Below are 15,947 nucleotides of genomic sequence, written 5' to 3' on the forward strand. Positions count from 1 at the left end.
GCCGATCGACAGGGACACCCCCAGGACGGTTTCCGGGTCGTCGCGGCAACGAAAGAGGTCTGCACGATGATCACCCTGGAAGCGATCGAGTCCCACTTCCCCGCACGCACGGTCTCGGTCGAGGACCGCGCGGCCGAACTCGGTCTGACCGCGGAGCAGACGCACATGTTCCGCCGCCACTTCGGAATCGACCGCATGCGGTACGAGCCCTCCCTCGGCATCGTCGAGCAGCTGGTGCCGGCGGCCGAGCGGGCCCTCGCCGGCACCTCGCCGGCCGCCGTACGCCACCTGGTCTTCGCCCACGCCCTGCACGGCGCCGACCAGCTGTCGCCCGACACGCTCCGGGAGGTCGCCCGCCGGCTCGGCCTGGAGCACGCCAACGCGTTCGCGGTCACCCAGCAGAACTGCGCCGTGTCGATGTCCGCGCTCGACATCGCGGGCACGCTGCTCCAGGCCGAGGAGGACCCGTCCGCACGCGCCCTCGTCGTCGTCGGCGACAAGCCGCTGACCCAGGAGGCGCAGCTCATCATGAACACCTGCGTCGTGGCGGACGGCACCGCCGCCGCGCTCGTGGCGAACGACGGTCCCGGTGTCCCCGTCCGCTCCTTCGCCACGCGCACCCTCGGGCAGTTCTCCGACGGTGTCCTCTCCACCCCCGAGACCTTCCGGGCCGCCGCCGAGGCGCGGCCCCGGGTGCTCGCGGAGGTGATGGAGGAGGCCGTGCGGGGCGCCGGCTGCACGCTCGACGACGTCCAGTGGTTCGTCCCGCCCAGCCCCAACCTGGTGTTCTGGCAGGACGCCGTCCCGGACGACGAGCTGCGGGCGCGCTTCTTCCTCGACAACATCCCGCGCTACAGCCACTGCCTGGCCGCCGACGTCCTCGCCAACTACGCGACCCTGCGCGAGGAGAAACGCCTCGAACCGGACCGGCCGGTCATGCTCGTCGCCATCGGCGTGGGCATGACCTTCTCCGCCATGGTCGTCGTCCCCGGGACCGAGCACGGGGCGGTGGCCCGATGAGCCTGCGCCTGCGCTCCGCCGTGGAGCACGTCGAGACGCCCGCCGTCGGCGTGGCCCCGCCGCAGCACACGGAACTCGTGGAACGGCTGCTCGCCCGCGTACCGGAGGAGCCGGACGCGCTGGCCCCCGACCTGGTGGCCCTGGTCTACGCGGTGGCCGATCCCCAGGGTCACAAGACCACGGCCTCGCACCTCAACCACCGCACCGGTGGGGCCGCGCACGGCTTCGCCCTCACCGACCAGGGCGTCGGCGGACCGTTCATCGCGCTGCGGGTGGCTCGCGCGTACGCCAGGACCGGCCGAGGCACCGCGCCCCTGGTGGCCGTCGTGGAGAGCGGGGGTACGGCCGGGGCGAGCGCCGCGTCCGGTGTCCTGCTCCGACTCGACGGAAGCGATGGGCGCGACGGACGCCGCGAAGTCGACGGAGCCGACGGAGCCGACGGAGCCGACGGAGCCGACGGAGCCGGCGGACGCCGCGGACCCGATGGACCTGATGGACCCGAGGGGCGCGGGGGACTCGCCCTGGCCGACACGGTGGCGGTACCCGTCGACCGGCTCGCCCAGGCGTGGGCGGAACTCGTACCCGAAAAGGGCCGACTGCTGCTCGTCCTCGGGCCCGGCACCGACCCGGGAGCCGCCCCCGCCGAGCGCACCGACGTCCGTACGGCACCGGCGGACAGCTCGTGCACCGCCGTGTGGCGACTCCTCGCCCAGGAGGCGGAGTCCTGGCGGGGCCGGTACGCCACGGTCGCGCTGTGCGCCGTCGACACGGCCACCGGCACCGGCCACCTCGCAGTACTGCGTGACCTGGACGACGAAAGCGAACCGCCTGCGGGCAGCACCGAGGAAGAGGAAGCTCGACATGGATGACGTGACTGCGGCGGGCGGGCAGCGGCCCGCGTACGACCGCGTGGTGGTGACCGGCCTCGGCGTGTTCTCCAGCATCGGCGTGGGCGTCGAGGAGTTCACCGAAGGACTGCGGTCCGGGCGGAACGGCGTCTCGCCGATCACCGCCTTCGACACCACCGGCTTCGACCACGCCAACGGCTGCGAGATACGGGACTTCGACCCCACGCCGTGGCTGCGCCGGTGGAAGCAGGAGGAGCTGGGCCGTACCGCCCAGTTCTCCGTGGCGGCGGCGCGGATGGCGGTCGCCGACGCGGGGCTCACCGACGAGGAGCTGCGCGCCCGGCGCGTCCAGGTCGCCGTCGGCACGACGGACGGCGAGTCGCAGGACCTGGACCGGCTGGCCGCCGACTGGGTCGCGGCCGGGCCGGAGACCTGGGACCCGGAAACCGCCCGGCGCGTGGGGGCGGGCCGGCTCTCGGCCGCCGTGGCCTCCGAGTTCGGCCTGACCGACAGCGAGGCCGTCACCCTGGCCACCGCGTGCTCGGCCGGCAACTACGCGATCGGCATGGGGCTCGACGCCCTGCGGGTCGGCGACGCGGACATCGCCCTCTGCGGCGGCGCCGACGCCATGTGCCAGAAGTCCTTCTCGGCCTTCTACCGGCTCGGCACCATCGCCCCGGACTTCTGCCGGCCGTTCGACAAGGACCGGCAGGGCATCCTCACCGGCGAGGGCGCCGGTGTCCTCGTCCTGGAGCGCCTCGACTCTGCCCTCGCGCGCGGCGCCCGGATCCACGCCGAGGTGCTCGGATACGGGCTGACCTGCGACGCCCATCACCCGGTGCAGCCCAACCAGTCGAGCATCGCCCGTTGTATGCAGCTGGCGCTCGACGACGCGGGGGTGGCCCCGCAGGACGTCGACCTCATCTCCGCGCACGGCACCGGCACGCGGACGAACGACGTGACCGAGTCCCGGGCCATCCGGGACGTGTACGACAGCGCCCCGCCCCGCACCGTCTCGCTCAAGTCGATGCTCGGTCACACGATGGGCGCGGCGAGCGCGCTCGCGGCGGTGGCCTGCTCGGTGGCGCTCACGGAGGGGTTCATCCCGCCGACGATCAACCACCGGGAGACGGATCCCGAGTGCGAGATCGACTGCGTGCCGAACGAGTCGGTCCCGGCGCGGCTGCGGGTGGTGCAGAACAACGGGCTCGCGTTCGCGGGCAACAACGCGATCGTCGTGCTCGGTCACTATCCGGCCGACTCGGACTCGGACTCGGACTCGGACTCGGACTCGGACTCGGACTCGGACTCGGACTCGGACTCGGAGGCGGGCTCGGACGCGTCCGTGGACGCCTCCGCCGTCGCCGACGCCGTCCGTTCCTGATGGTGGAAAGCGAGGACAGGGTCATGCCAGAGGGCCGTCGGGTCGGGTTCGGGGTGCTCGCGCTCGTGCTCGGCATCACGCTCGCCGTCCTCGACCAGGTGATCGTCGGCACCGCGCTGCCCACCATGGTCGGCGAACTCGGGGGCCTCAGCCTCCTCCCGTGGGTCGTCACGGCCTACGGCCTCGCCACCGCGGTCACCACCCCGCTCTGGGGCAAGTTCGGCGACCTCTACGGCCGTCGCCGTACCTTCATGGCCGCCATCGGCATCTTCCTCGTCGGCTCGATGGCGGCCGGCCTCTCCCAGAACATGACGCAGCTCGTCGGCTTCCGCACCCTCCAGGGGCTGGGCGCCGGCGGTCTGTTCGTCGGCGCCTTCGGCCTCGTCGGCGACCTCGTCCGCGACCCCGCCGGGCGGATCAAGGTGCAGTCCGTGATCGGCGCCGTCATTCCCGTCGCGCTCGTCGGCGGCCCACTGCTCGGCGGCGTGCTCACCGAACACGCCGACTGGCGCTGGGCGTTCTACCTGAACGTGCCCGTCGGCGCCGTCGCGCTCGCCGCCACCGCCCTCGGTGTCCCCGCCGTCGCACGGGGCGCCAAGGCGCGTATCGACTACGTCGGCGCCGCCCTCCTCACGGTCGCGGTCGTCGCCGTGACCCTGCTCGCCGGATGGGCGGGTACGCGGTACGCCTGGGGCTCCTGGCAGATCATCGGCCTGGCCGTCGTCGCGGCGGCGGCCCTGGCGGTCCTCGTCCGGGTCGAGCGCCACGCGGCCGAACCGATGCTGCCGCCCCGGCTGTTCCGCTCCCGGGACTTCAACCTGGCGCAGATCCTCGGTCTGCTGCTGGCCGCCGGCCAGCTCGCCGTCATGGTCCACCTCCCCCTCTATCTGCAGACCGTGCAGGGCGTGTCGCCCACGATCAGCGGGCTCCTGCTGCTGCCCTTCATGGGCGGCATGATCACCGCGCAGCTCCTCGCCGCCCGGCTCGTGCTGCGCAGCGGACGGATCCGCCTGCCGGCGCTCGCCGGCTCCGCCACGGCGACCGCCGGGCTCGCCCTGCTGACCTTCCTGGACACCGGCACCTCGGCGGGCCTCGCCGCCTCCGTCTGCGTGGTGGCCGGCTTCGGCATCGGCCTGGTGCTCCAGATCACCCTCGTCATCACCTTCGGCAGCACCGAGGAGCGCGACATCGGCGTCGCCAGCGGTCTGCTCAACCTCTTCCGCGCCGTCGGCGGTTCGCTGGGCGTCGCCCTGCTCGGCTCCGTCTACACCGCCGTGTCCGAGTCCACCCTGACGGAGCGGCTCGGCGCCGCGGAGGCCCACGCCCTCGCCGCGTCCAGCCAGCACCTCGACCCCGAGGCGCTGCGGCAGCTGCCGGCCGCGTCCCTCACGGCCTTCCGCGAGGCGGCGGTGGACGGACTGCACGGCCTGGTGATCGGGGCCGGCGTCCTGGCCGCGATCGGCTGCGCCGCGGCGTGGCTGCTGCGGCCACGGGTGCCCGTGCCCGGGGAGGGAACGGACCAGAAGACGGGGGCCGATCCCGTGGTGGCGGAAAGCATTTAGCGCAAACTTAGCCGGTAGCGCATTGAACTTAACCGGCATTCCGAAGAATGATTTCACCAGGCTCCGGTGGTGTGTGTCCGCCGCGGCCGAGGCCTTTTTCAGGGAGTAGCCACATGGCTCAGGAAAACCGGAGGACCGCGCTCGTCAGCGGCGGATCGCGGGGCATAGGACGCGCCGTGGTGCTGCGGCTGGCCCGCGACGGCCACCAGGTCGCCTTCTGTCACCAGACCCCGTCCGAGGCCGCGCGGAGCCTGGAGAAGGAGGCCGCCGAGCTGGGCGCCACGGTCGTGGCCAGCCAGGTGGACGTCACCGACGCCGCGCAGGTCAAGGCCTGGGTGCAGCGGACCGAGGCGGAACTCGGGCCGATCGAGGTCGTCGTCAACTCGGCCGGCATCGTCCGTGACACGCCGCTCGTCATGATGGAGGACGGTGACTGGCGGGACGTCGTCGACGTCAATCTGACCGGCACCTTCCATGTCACCCGGGCGGCCGTCTTCGGCATGATGAAGCGGAAATCCGGCTGCGTCGTGAACCTCTCCTCCGTCGCGGGTCTGTACGGGAACGCGACACAGACCAATTACTCCGCCACCAAGGCCGGAATCATCGGATTCACCAAGGCCCTCTCCAAAGAGGTCGGCCGGTACGGGATCCGCGCGAACGCGGTGGCCCCCGGATTCATCGACACCGACATGGTTTCCGGGCTTTCCGAGAACCACCGGGAGAAGGCGCGGAAAGGCATTTCCCTGAGCCGATTCGGCCGCGCGGAGGAGGTCGCCGACGCCGTCGCCTACCTCCTGACCGCGGAGTACGTCACCGGCACCGTCCTCACGGTCGACGGAGGACTCTCGATCTGAGCCGCGCGCCCCGGCCCGCGATTCCCCTAGGGGGTGTCTGGCCGATCAGGCCGGGCTCGCGGGGCCTGGCACGCACGCTCGCCGCGTTGTCGTCACGCTCCCCCAAGCTCTCGGCTTCGCTCGAGCAGGGCGGTACCCCCATGGCTCCGCCATGACTCCCTCCTCCGCCTCGCGACGCACGGCACCAGACGCCGCTCCCCGATCCGGCCTGATCGACCAGACACCCCCTAGGAGACCCCGATCATGCACAGCACACCCCGACCCTCGACGCAGCCGGGCACGGTGAAGCGGCGCGTCGTCATCACCGGCATCGGCGTCCTCGCTCCCGGTGGCATCGGTGCCAAGAACTTCTGGAGCCTCCTCAGCGAGGGCCGCACCGCCACCCGCGGCATCACCTTCTTCGACCCCTCGCCGTTCCGCTCGCGGGTCGCCGCCGAGATCGACTTCGATCCCGCGGACCACGGTCTGCGGCCCCAGGAGATCCGCCGCATGGACCGCGCCGCGCAGTTCGCGGTGGTGGCCGCGCGGGAGGCGCTCGCCGACAGCGGCCTCGACATGGCCGAGGGCGACCCGTACCGCACCGGTGTCTGCCTCGGCAGCGCCGTCGGCGCCACCATGGGCCTCGACCAGGAGTACCGGGTCGTCAGCGACGACGGGCGCCTGGAGCTCGTGGACCACGAGTACGCGGTGCCCCACCTGTACAACCACCTGGTGCCCAGCTCGTTCGCCGTCGAGGTCGCCTGGGCCACCGGCGCCGAGGGACCCGCCACCGTGGTCTCCACCGGCTGCACCTCCGGCCTCGACGCCGTCGGCCACGCCACCGAGCTGATCCGCGAGGGCAGCGCGGACGTGATGATCGCCGGCGCGACCGACGCGCCGATCTCGCCCATCACCATGGCCTGCTTCGACGCGATCAAGGCCACCACGCCCCGCCACGACGACCCGGCACACGCCTCCCGGCCCTTCGACGGGACGCGCAACGGTTTCGTCCTCGGCGAGGGTTCGGCCGTCTTCGTCCTGGAGGAGCTGGAATCCGCCCGGCGGCGAGGCGCCCACATCTACGCGGAGATAGCCGGGTTCGGCTCCCGCTGCAACGCCTTCCACATGACCGGACTGCGGCCGGACGGACTGGAGATGGCGGAGGCCATCCGGATCGCCCTCGACGAGGCCCGCCTCGCCCCCGAGGCGATCGACTACGTCAACGCCCACGGCTCCGGCACCAAGCAGAACGACCGGCACGAGACGGCGGCGTTCAAGCTCAGCCTCGGCGAGCACGCCCGCCGCACGCCGGTCAGCTCCATCAAGTCGATGGTCGGGCACTCGCTCGGCGCCATCGGCTCCATCGAGATCGCGGCGTGCGCGCTGGCCATGGAGTACGGCGTCGTACCGCCGACCGCCAACCTGCACACGCCGGACCCCGAGTGCGACCTCGACTACGTCCCCCTGACCGCCCGGGAACGGCGACTCGACAGCGTGCTCAGCGTCGGCAGCGGCTTCGGCGGCTTCCAGAGCGCCATCGTGCTCAGCCGGCCGGAGAGGAGCCCGCGATGACCACCGCCGCCACCCTGCCCGTCGAGACGACGACCGCCGCGCGCGCGACCGCCGTCGTCACGGGACTCGGCATCGTCGCCCCCAACGGCCTCGGCACCGAGGCCTTCTGGGCGGCCACCCTCGAAGGACGGAGCGGCATCGGACCCGTCGAGCGGTTCGACCCGGCCTCCTACCCGGCGCGCCTCGCCGGCGAGGTGAGCGACTTCGACGCCACCGAGCACCTGCCCAGCCGGCTGCTTCCGCAGACGGACCACATGACCCGGATGGCGCTCGTCGCGGCCGACTGGGCACTCGCCGACGCCCAGGTGGAACCGGGCGAGACCGACTCCTTCGGCATGGGCGTCGTCACGGCCAGCTCGGCCGGTGGCTTCGCCTTCGGCCAGAACGAGCTGAAGGCCCTGTGGAGCCAGGGCAGCAAGTACGTCAGCGCCTACCAGTCCTTCGCCTGGTTCTACGCCGTCAACACCGGCCAGATCTCCATCCGGCACGGCATGCGCGGCCCCAGCGGCGTCCTCGTCGCCGACCAGGCGGGCGGCCTCGACGTCCTCGCCCAGGCCCGCCGGCTGATCCGCAACGGCACGCCGCTCGTCGTCTCCGGCGGCGTCGACTCCTCGATCTGCCCGTGGGGCTGGGCCGCCCTGCTCACCAGCGGCCGGCTCAGCACCGACCCCGACCCGGCCACCGCCTACCGGCCGTTCCACCCGGACGCCGCAGGGCACGTCGTCGGCGAGGGCGGGGCGCTCCTCATCGTCGAGGACGCCGCGAGCGCGGCGGCCCGCGGCGCCCGCACCTACGGGCGGATCGCCGGTTACGGCACCACCTTCGACCCGCGGCCGGGCAGCGGCCGCGAGCCGGGTCTCCGCCGCGCGATCGACCTCGCCCTCGCCGACGCGGGCGTCACCGCGGCGGACGTCGACGTCGTCTTCGCGGACGCCGCCGCCGTGCCCGAACTCGACGCGACGGAGGCGGCCGCCCTGCGCGACCTCTTCGGCGTACGAGGGGTGCCCGTCACGGCGCCCAAGACCATGACCGGCCGGCTCAACTCGGGCGCGGGGCCGCTCGACGTGGCCACCGCCCTGCTCTCCCTCCGGGACCAGGTGATCCCGCCGACCGTGCACGTGGAGGCGGACCCCGGCCACGGCCTGGACCTCGTCACCGGACGGCCCCGGGAGACGTCGCTGCGCACCGTGCTCGTCCTGGCGCGCGGCTACGGCGGCTTCAACTCCGCCCTCGTCGTCACTCGTGCGGACTGACGTCGGGGTTCCCCTTCTCGCACGTGAGCCGGGCCCCGTACGGCTGCCGCTCCCCGTGCGGGAAGACGTGGAGCTGTGGCTGGTCAGGACCGGTGAGCCGCCCGCCGCGGCGGAGGTCGCCGTCCTGGACGCGGCGGAACGCCGCCGCGCCGCCGCGATCCGCCGTCCGGCGCAGGCCGCGCTGTACGTCTCCGCGCACGCGGCCCTGCGGCGCCTCCTGGGGGAGCGCCTCGGCGTCCTTCCCGAGGACGTGCCGCTGCGTCGCGAGGCGGGCGGGCGGCCGGTGGTGGCCGGGCAGGCCGCTGTGCACTTCTCCCTCTCGCACAGCGGTGGCCTGGCCCTGGTGGGGCTCGCCGGGCGGCCGGTCGGCGTGGACGTCCAGCTCGTGCCCGGAGTGACGACGGCGGAACTGTGCGGTCGCCGTCTGCACCCGGCCGAGCGGGCGGAACTCGCCGCCCGGCCGCCCGCCGACCGGGCGGAGGGCTTCGCCCGGCTCTGGGTGCGCAAGGAGGCGTACCTCAAGGGCCTGGGCACCGGCCTCCGACGGGCCCTGGACGCCGACTACCTGGGCGACGGCGGGCCCGGAGGGCCAGGCCGCCCCGCCGGCTGGACGGTCCTCGACGTGCCGTGCGCCCCGGGGCACGCCGCGGCGGTGGCCCTCGCCGACCTGCCGGGGGCGGCCGCTCCGGCTGCGGCGTGAGGGCGGGCCTTCCCCGTCACGCGCCCGCGCCCCGGACCGTACGAGCCGACGACCCGGGTCCGTCATCGACCGGCCCGGGTCCGGCATCGACCGGCCCGGCCCCGTTATCGACCGAAGGAGCAGCTGATGAACGCCGGCACCCTCCCCCACCTGATCCGCGTCGAACGCGGCAGCCTCGACGAGGACGAGGCCGCCGCCCTCGTCGCCGTCCTCCTCACCCGTACCCAGGCGGGCCCCGTGGACCCGGACGCTTCGCGCGGCCCCGACGACGCCGGGGCCCGCTGGGCCCGGCTCGAACGGTCCCGCGGCTTCGGCGGGCCGCGGAGCTGGCAGCGGCAGCGACAGCGCTGAGCGTCGCGCACCACGAACCGGAGGGCGGTGGGGAGATCCCCCGGACGCCCCCGCGAAGCAAGGGCCGAGACCGTCCCAGCCAACACCCGCCGAAAGGGAGAGCCGTCGTGCGCAAGGTGCTCATCGCCAACCGTGGCGAAATCGCTGTTCGTGTCGCCCGTGCCTGCCGGGACGCCGGGATCGCGAGCGTCGCCGTCTACGCAGAGCCCGACCGGGACGCCCTGCACGTCCGGATGGCCGACGAGGCGTTCGCCCTGGGCGGTGACACCCCCGCGACCAGCTACCTCGACATGGCCAAGGTGCTCGGGGCCGCGCGGGAGTCGGGGGCGGACGCGGTCCACCCGGGCTACGGGTTCCTCTCCGAGAACGCCGAGTTCGCGCAGGCCGTGATCGACGCCGGTCTCACCTGGATCGGACCGCCGCCGCAGGCCATCCGCGACCTCGGCGACAAGGTCGCCGCCCGGCACATCGCCCAGCGCGCGGGCGCACCGCTCGTCGCCGGCACCCCCGACCCGGTCTCCGGCGCCGACGAGGTCGTCGCCTTCGCCGCCGAACACGGACTGCCGATCGCGATCAAGGCCGCGTTCGGGGGCGGCGGGCGCGGACTGAAGGTCGCCCGGACGATGGAGGAGATTCCCGAGCTGTACGACTCCGCCGTGCGCGAGGCCGTCGCGGCCTTCGGGCGCGGCGAGTGCTTCGTCGAGCGCTACCTCGACAAGCCCCGGCACGTCGAGACGCAGTGCCTGGCCGACACCCACGGCAACGTCGTCGTCGTCTCCACCCGCGACTGCTCCCTCCAGCGCCGCCACCAGAAGCTGGTGGAGGAGGCCCCGGCTCCGTTCCTGACGGACGTGCAGGTCAAGCACCTGTACGACGCCTCCAAGGCGATCCTGAAGGAGGCCGGTTACGTCGGCGCGGGCACCTGCGAGTTCCTCGTCGGCGCCGACGGAACGATCTCCTTCCTGGAGGTCAACACCCGTCTCCAGGTGGAGCATCCGGTCACCGAGGAGGTCACCGGCATCGACCTGGTCCGCGAGATGTTCCGGATCGCCGACGGCGAGGAGCTGGGCGCCTCGCCGTACTTCCAGGACGGCGACCCGGTGGTACGCGGCCACTCCTTCGAGTTCCGGATCAACGGCGAGGACCCGGGCCGGGGCTTCCTGCCCGCGCCCGGAACCGTCACCGTCTTCGACCCGCCGACCGGCCCCGGCGTCCGCGTCGACGCCGGTGTCGAGGCCGGCTCGGTCATCGGCCCGGCGTGGGACTCGCTCCTCGCCAAGCTGATCGTCACCGGCGCCACCCGCGAGCAGGCCCTCCAGCGGGCCGCCCGCGCCCTGGCGGAGTTCGAGGTCGGGGGCATGGCGACGGCCGTACCGTTCCACCGCGCGGTGGTCGCCGACCCGGCGTTCGCGCCGGAACTCGGCAGTGACGGCAGCCCGTTCACCGTCCACACCCGGTGGATCGAGACCGAGTTCGCGAACGACATCCCGCCCTTCACGGTCCCCTCGGACGGGGACGACGACGAGGAGCAGGGCCGCGAGACGGTCGTCGTCGAGGTCGGGGCCAAGCGCCTGGAGATCTCCCTGCCGTCCTCGCTCGGCATGGCGCTGGCCCGGACGGGCCTGGCCGCCGGGGCGAAGCCGAAGCGCCGGGCGGTGAAGAAGTCCGGTCCCGCCGCCTCCGGCGACACCCTCGCCTCACCGATGCAGGGCACGGTCGTGAAGGTGGCGGTCGAGGAGGGCCAGACGGTCGAGGAGGGCGATCTCATCGTGGTCCTGGAGGCCATGAAGATGGAACAGCCCCTCAACGCCCACAAGTCCGGCACCGTCACCGGGCTCTCGGCGGAGGTCGGCGGCGCGCTCACGTCCGGCGCGCCCGTGTGCGAGATCAAGAGTGCGCAGTGAGTGCCGTGACCCACGGCGGGTCGACGACTCCTGTGGCCCCCCTCGCCCCCGTGGCCGTCGTGGCACGTGTGGCCCCTGTGGCCCCCGTGACCCACCCGCCCGGCCCAGGGCCCCGGGCCGCCCGGCTGACGCGCGCGACGCCCGCCGCCCTCCGTCCGACCCCGAGAGGCCCCCACCGACCATGACGGCCACCCTGCCGAACCGGCTCCCCCGGACGGCCGCCCGCCGCACCGTCCTCGACGGGGCGGGCGTCCCGCTGTCCGCGCTGCTCGCGCTGCCCGACGACGTCCCGCCCCGCGCCACCGTGGTGGCGCTGCACGGCGCCGGGATGAGCGGCGGCTACTTCGACGGCTCCGCGCACCCGGACGCCTCGCTCCTCGGACTCGGCGCGCGCCTCGGCTACGCCGTGCTCGCCGTCGACCGCCCCGGCTACGGCGACTCCGCTCCCGTACTGCCCCGGGGCTGCGACCGCCAGGAGCAGTCCGCCCTGCTGCGCGCCGCCCTCGCGGAGTTCGCCGCGACCCACGAGACCGGCGCCGGGATGTTCCTGCTTGGGCATTCGTACGGCGGGATGCTCGCCCTCACGGCCGCCGCCGACGGCCTGGCGAGCGGTGGCACGGCCTCCGGCGTGCCGCTCCTCGGCGTGGACGTCTCCGGCTGCGGCCGGCGCCTGGCCGTCGACCCGGTCCCGCCGGAGGGTTCGCTGCGCAGGACCGCCCGGCACTGGGGACCCTTGCGCTGCTATCCGCCGGACACCTTCCGTTCCAGCCAGACGCTGGTCGGGCCGGTGCCGGAGCGCGAGCGGGGCGACGCCGGCGCCTGGGCGGACCTGTTCCCCGGCGTGGCGGCGCGCGTCCGCGTACCGGTGCGCCTGACGTTCGCCGCCCACGAGGCGTGGTGGCGGCAGGACGACGCCGAACTGGCCCAGCTGGCTTCGGCGTTCACGGACGCCCCGCGCGTGCTCGTCGAGCGCCAGCCGCAGGCCGGCCACAACATCAGCCTCGGCTGGGCGGCCCGCGCCTACCACCTGCGGGCCCTGGCCTTCGCCGAGGACTGCCTGCGGCCCGCCGACCCGCCGTCGTCCAGCCGGCGCACAGGACCCGCCGACCCGCCTTCACCCACCCAGCGAACAGGAAGGGACATGCCATGACGGCAGCCGTTCCCCCCGACGCCGAGACCGGGGCCCGGCTCGACGAACTCCAGCGGCTCAAGACGCTGGCGGACGAGGGCCCCAACCCCGAGGCGACCGCACGCCAGCACGCCAAGGGCAAGCTGACCGCGCGCGAGCGGATCGAGCTGCTGCTCGACAAGGGCAGCTTCTGCGAGATCGAACCGCTGCGCCGGCACCGGGCGACCGGCTTCGGGCTGGAGGCCAACCGCCCCTACACGGACGGGGTGGTGACCGGCTGGGGTGAGGTCGAGGGCCGTACGGTCTTCGTCTACGCGCACGACTTCCGGATCTTCGGCGGCGCCCTCGGCGAGGCGCACGCCGCCAAGATCCACAAGATCATGGACATGGCCATCGCGGCCGGGGCCCCGCTGGTGTCCCTGAACGACGGCGCGGGCGCCCGTATCCAGGAGGGCGTCTCCGCGCTCGCCGGCTACGGCGGCATCTTCCAGCGGAACACCAAGGCGTCCGGCGTCATCCCGCAGATCAGCGTGATGCTCGGCCCGTGCGCCGGCGGCGCCGCCTACTCGCCCGCCCTCACGGACTTCGTGTTCATGGTCCGCGAGACCTCGCAGATGTTCATCACGGGACGACGAGGAGTCCTGCCTCGCCGACGTCCGCTACCTGCTGTCCCTGCTGCCGTCCAACAACCGCGACCTGCCGCCCGTCGTCCAGAGCGGCGACCCGGCGGACCGCGCGAACGACCGCCTGCTCTCCCTCGTACCCGCCGACGCCAACCGCTCGTACGACGTCCACGGCGTCATCGAGGAGCTCGCCGACGACGGCGAGTTCATGGAGGTGCACGCCGACTGGGCGCCGAACCTGGTCTGCGCGCTCGCCCGCCTCGACGGGCACGTCGTCGGCTTCGTCGCGAACCAGCCCGCGGCCTTCGCGGGCGTCCTCGACATCAGGGCGAGCGAGAAGGGTGCCCGCTTCGTCCAGTTCTGCGACGCCTTCAACATCCCCCTCGTCACCCTGGTGGACGTGCCCGGCTTCCTGCCCGGCGTCGACCAGGAACACGAGGGCATCATCCGGCGCGGCGCCAAGCTGCTCTACGCCTACTGCAACGCGACCGTGCCCCGCATCTCCGTCGTGATGCGCAAGGCGTACGGCGGCGCCTACATCGTCATGGACTCGCGCTCCATCGGCGCCGACATCGCCCTCGCCTGGCCCCTCAACGAGATCGCCGTCATGGGCGCCGAGGGCGCCGCCAACGTCGTCTTCCGGCGCGAGATCGCCGCCGCCGACGACCCCGACGCGGTCCGCGCGCAGAAGATCGACGAGTACCGCCGGGAGCTGGTCCACCCGTACTACGCGGCGGAACGCGGCCTCGTCGACGACGTCATCGACCCGCGCGAGACCCGGGCCGTGCTCTGCAGGGCGGTCACCATGCTCGCCGCGAAGCACGCGGAACTTCCCCACCGCAAGCACGGCAATCCGCCGCAGTGATTCACCGGATCACCAGACCCGTGGCACGCCAGCAAGTCCCCTTGAAGGAGAGGTACATGGATGCTTCCGTGATCGTCGCAGGCGCCGGGCCGACCGGTCTCGCGCTCGCCGCGGAACTGCGGCTCGCCGGCGTCGACGTCATCGTCGTCGAGCGCCTCGCCGAGCCCACGGGCGAGTCCCGCGGCCTGGGCTTCACCATCCGCACCATGGAGGTCTTCGACCAGCGCGGCCTGCTGCCCCGCTTCGGCGACATGGTGACGAGCAACGCCGGCCACTTCGGCGGCCTCCCGATGGACTTCGGCATCCTCGGCAGCAACCACCAGGCCGCGAAGTCCGTCCCGCAGCACGTCACCGAAGCGGTCCTGGAGGAATGGGCCACGGAGCTCGGCGTCGACCTGCGCCGCGGCACCGAACTGCTCGCGCTGCGCGACACCGGCGACGGCGTCGAGATCGACGTACGCGATCCGGCGGGCGAGCGGCAGACGCTCACCGCGCGCTGGCTGGTCGGCTGCGACGGCGGCCGGAGCCTCGTCCGCAAGGCCATCGGATCCGAGTTCCCCGGCACCGCCGCCACCCTGGAGATGTACCTCGCCGACATCCGCGGCGTGGACCTCGAACCCCAGCTGATCGGCAAGACGTACCCCGGCGGCATGGTCATGGTCGGTCCGCTCGGCGACGGCGTGAACCGCATCATCGTCTGCGAGCGCGGCACCCCGCCCCAGCGGCGCGACGCCCCGCCGCCGTACGCGCAGGTCGCCGCCGCCTGGGAGCGCCTCACCGGCATCGACATCTCGCACGCCGAGCCCGTCTGGGTCAGCGCCTTCGGCGACGCCACCCGGCTGGTCACCGAGTACCGCCGCGGCCGGGTCCTGCTCGCGGGAGACGCCGCGCACATCCACCTGCCGGCCGGCGGCCAGGGCATGAACACCGGCATCCAGGACGCCGTCAACCTCGGCTGGAAGCTCGCCGCCGTGGTCCGCGGCACCGCCCCCGAGGCGCTGCTCGACACGTACCACGACGAGCGTCATCCGGTCGGGCAGCGGCTGATGATGAACACCAGGGCGCAGGGCCTGCTGTTCCTCGGCGGCCCCGAGGTCCAGCCGCTGCGCGACGTGATCGGCGAACTCCTCACGCACGAGGAGGTCGCCCGGCACCTCTCCGGCATGGTGAGCGGCCTGGAGATCCGTTACGACGTCGGGACCGGCACCAACCCGCTCCTCGGCCTGCGCATGCCGCACCTGGAGCTCGTGTCGGACACCGCCAAGACCAGCAGCACCGCGCTGCTGCACGCCGGCCGCGGCATCCTCCTCGACCTGGAGGACAACGCCGAGCTGCGGCGTCGCGCCGCCGGCTGGACCGACCGGGTCGACCTGGTCACCGCCGCGCCGCACGGCGTCGACCCGGCCGGCCCGCTCGCCGGCGTCTCGGCCGTCCTGGTGCGGCCCGACGGGCACGTGGCCTGGGTCGCGCCCGGCAGCCACCACGACCTTCCCATGGCTCTCGGCCGGTGGTTCGGACCGTCCCGGCACGAGTCGGACCGATAGGAGACGGACATGCACAGCACCCTCATCGTGGCCCGGATGGAGCCCGGCTCGGCCGTGGACGTGGCCAAGCTCTTCGGCGCCTTCGACGAGACGGAGATGCCGCACCGCATGGGCACGCTCCGCCGCCAGCTCTTCTCCTACCGGGGCCTCTACTTCCACCTGCAGGACTTCGCGGGCGAGGACGGCGGCGAGCGGATCGAGCAGGCCAAGACGGACCCGCGCTTCGTCGGCATCAGCGAGGACCTCAAGCCGTTCATCACCGCCTACGACCCGGCCACCTGGCGGTCCCCCGCCGACGCCATGGCCCAGCGCTTCTACGACTGGAACGCCCGTCCCTGAGTACCGCCCCAGGTCGCACA

Annotated in this window: 13 protein-coding genes and 1 pseudogene; all 14 read left to right on the forward strand. The window is 73.4% G+C overall.

Features of this window, described 5'->3' with window-relative positions; translation table 11 throughout:
- Positions 1-66: 66 nt before the first annotated feature.
- The 14 genes and pseudogenes from IO20_RS0108660 to IO20_RS0108725 all read left to right on the forward strand — a co-directional run bounded on the left by IO20_RS0108660 (position 67) and on the right by IO20_RS0108725 (position 15,927).
- Positions 67-1,020, forward strand: coding sequence for a 3-oxoacyl-[acyl-carrier-protein] synthase III C-terminal domain-containing protein (locus IO20_RS0108660; protein WP_051874445.1), 954 nt, complete (start codon positions 67-69; stop codon positions 1,018-1,020).
- Positions 1,017-1,889, forward strand: a complete 873-nt coding sequence (locus IO20_RS0108665) for a hypothetical protein (protein WP_030549779.1) — start codon at positions 1,017-1,019, stop codon at positions 1,887-1,889. The genes IO20_RS0108660 and IO20_RS0108665 overlap by 4 nt, the downstream gene beginning before the upstream one ends.
- On the forward strand, positions 1,882-3,252 hold the full coding sequence (locus IO20_RS0108670; protein WP_078945983.1) for a beta-ketoacyl-[acyl-carrier-protein] synthase family protein: 1,371 nt from the start codon (positions 1,882-1,884) through the stop codon (positions 3,250-3,252). Before IO20_RS0108665 ends, IO20_RS0108670 begins: the two co-directional genes overlap by 8 nt.
- Before the next feature lie 23 nt (positions 3,253-3,275).
- Complete coding sequence (locus IO20_RS0108675) at positions 3,276-4,814, forward strand: MDR family MFS transporter (protein WP_037634916.1); 1,539 nt, start codon at positions 3,276-3,278, stop codon at positions 4,812-4,814.
- Between the two features lie 113 nt (positions 4,815-4,927).
- The gene (gene fabG, locus IO20_RS0108680; RefSeq protein ID WP_030205090.1) at positions 4,928-5,668 is read left to right on the forward strand and encodes a 3-oxoacyl-ACP reductase FabG; all 741 of its coding nucleotides are present in this window, start codon (positions 4,928-4,930) and stop codon (positions 5,666-5,668) included.
- 243 nt (positions 5,669-5,911) lie between these two features.
- Positions 5,912-7,219, forward strand: coding sequence for a beta-ketoacyl-[acyl-carrier-protein] synthase family protein (locus IO20_RS0108685; protein ID WP_051874446.1), 1,308 nt, complete (start codon positions 5,912-5,914; stop codon positions 7,217-7,219).
- Positions 7,216-8,472, forward strand: a complete 1,257-nt coding sequence (locus IO20_RS0108690; RefSeq protein ID WP_051874447.1) for a ketosynthase chain-length factor — start codon at positions 7,216-7,218, stop codon at positions 8,470-8,472. The genes IO20_RS0108685 and IO20_RS0108690 overlap by 4 nt, the downstream gene beginning before the upstream one ends.
- A gap of 55 nt (positions 8,473-8,527) precedes the next feature.
- Positions 8,528-9,172 carry a 4'-phosphopantetheinyl transferase family protein gene (locus tag IO20_RS0108695; RefSeq protein ID WP_245684896.1) on the forward strand — a complete coding sequence of 215 codons (645 nt, stop codon included), beginning with the start codon at positions 8,528-8,530 and terminating at the stop codon, positions 9,170-9,172.
- A gap of 126 nt (positions 9,173-9,298) precedes the next feature.
- A complete protein-coding gene (locus IO20_RS0108700; RefSeq protein ID WP_030549785.1) occupies positions 9,299-9,523 on the forward strand; it encodes an acyl-CoA carboxylase subunit epsilon in 225 nt (74 codons plus the stop codon).
- Between the two features lie 107 nt (positions 9,524-9,630).
- Positions 9,631-11,427: an acetyl/propionyl/methylcrotonyl-CoA carboxylase subunit alpha gene (locus IO20_RS0108705; protein ID WP_030549786.1), complete on the forward strand. Its 1,797-nt coding sequence runs from the start codon at positions 9,631-9,633 to the stop codon at positions 11,425-11,427.
- Positions 11,428-11,608: 181 nt separating this feature from the next.
- A complete protein-coding gene (locus IO20_RS0108710; protein ID WP_063761396.1) occupies positions 11,609-12,577 on the forward strand; it encodes an alpha/beta hydrolase in 969 nt (322 codons plus the stop codon).
- Positions 12,574-14,044: pseudogene (locus IO20_RS36315) on the forward strand (acyl-CoA carboxylase subunit beta). The gene IO20_RS0108710 and the pseudogene IO20_RS36315 overlap by 4 nt, the downstream one beginning before the upstream one ends.
- Positions 14,045-14,100: 56 nt before the next feature.
- Positions 14,101-15,588 carry an FAD-dependent monooxygenase gene (locus IO20_RS0108720; RefSeq protein ID WP_030549788.1) on the forward strand — a complete coding sequence of 496 codons (1,488 nt, stop codon included), beginning with the start codon at positions 14,101-14,103 and terminating at the stop codon, positions 15,586-15,588.
- Positions 15,589-15,597: 9 nt separating this feature from the next.
- The gene (locus IO20_RS0108725; RefSeq protein ID WP_030205126.1) at positions 15,598-15,927 is read left to right on the forward strand and encodes a TcmI family type II polyketide cyclase; all 330 of its coding nucleotides are present in this window, start codon (positions 15,598-15,600) and stop codon (positions 15,925-15,927) included.
- Positions 15,928-15,947 lie beyond the last annotated feature (20 nt).

It is taken from the genome of Streptomyces exfoliatus, assembly GCF_000725545.1.
In the GTDB taxonomy this organism is placed as follows: Bacteria; Actinomycetota; Actinomycetes; order Streptomycetales; family Streptomycetaceae; genus Streptomyces; species Streptomyces exfoliatus.

Coding starts and splice junctions, on each gene's coding strand:
- fabG (WP_030205090.1), top strand. CDS start 4,928: ATGGCTCAGGAAAACCGGAGGACCGCGCTCGTCAGCGGCGGATCGCGG.
- IO20_RS0108710 (WP_063761396.1), top strand. CDS start 11,609: ATGACGGCCACCCTGCCGAACCGGCTCCCCCGGACGGCCGCCCGCCGC.
- IO20_RS0108670 (WP_078945983.1), top strand. CDS start 1,882: ATGGATGACGTGACTGCGGCGGGCGGGCAGCGGCCCGCGTACGACCGC.
- IO20_RS0108690 (WP_051874447.1), top strand. CDS start 7,216: ATGACCACCGCCGCCACCCTGCCCGTCGAGACGACGACCGCCGCGCGC.
- IO20_RS0108700 (WP_030549785.1), top strand. CDS start 9,299: ATGAACGCCGGCACCCTCCCCCACCTGATCCGCGTCGAACGCGGCAGC.
- IO20_RS0108685 (WP_051874446.1), top strand. CDS start 5,912: ATGCACAGCACACCCCGACCCTCGACGCAGCCGGGCACGGTGAAGCGG.
- IO20_RS0108665 (WP_030549779.1), top strand. CDS start 1,017: ATGAGCCTGCGCCTGCGCTCCGCCGTGGAGCACGTCGAGACGCCCGCC.
- IO20_RS0108675 (WP_037634916.1), top strand. CDS start 3,276: ATGCCAGAGGGCCGTCGGGTCGGGTTCGGGGTGCTCGCGCTCGTGCTC.
- IO20_RS0108660 (WP_051874445.1), top strand. CDS start 67: ATGATCACCCTGGAAGCGATCGAGTCCCACTTCCCCGCACGCACGGTC.
- IO20_RS0108720 (WP_030549788.1), top strand. CDS start 14,101: ATGGATGCTTCCGTGATCGTCGCAGGCGCCGGGCCGACCGGTCTCGCG.
- IO20_RS0108725 (WP_030205126.1), top strand. CDS start 15,598: ATGCACAGCACCCTCATCGTGGCCCGGATGGAGCCCGGCTCGGCCGTG.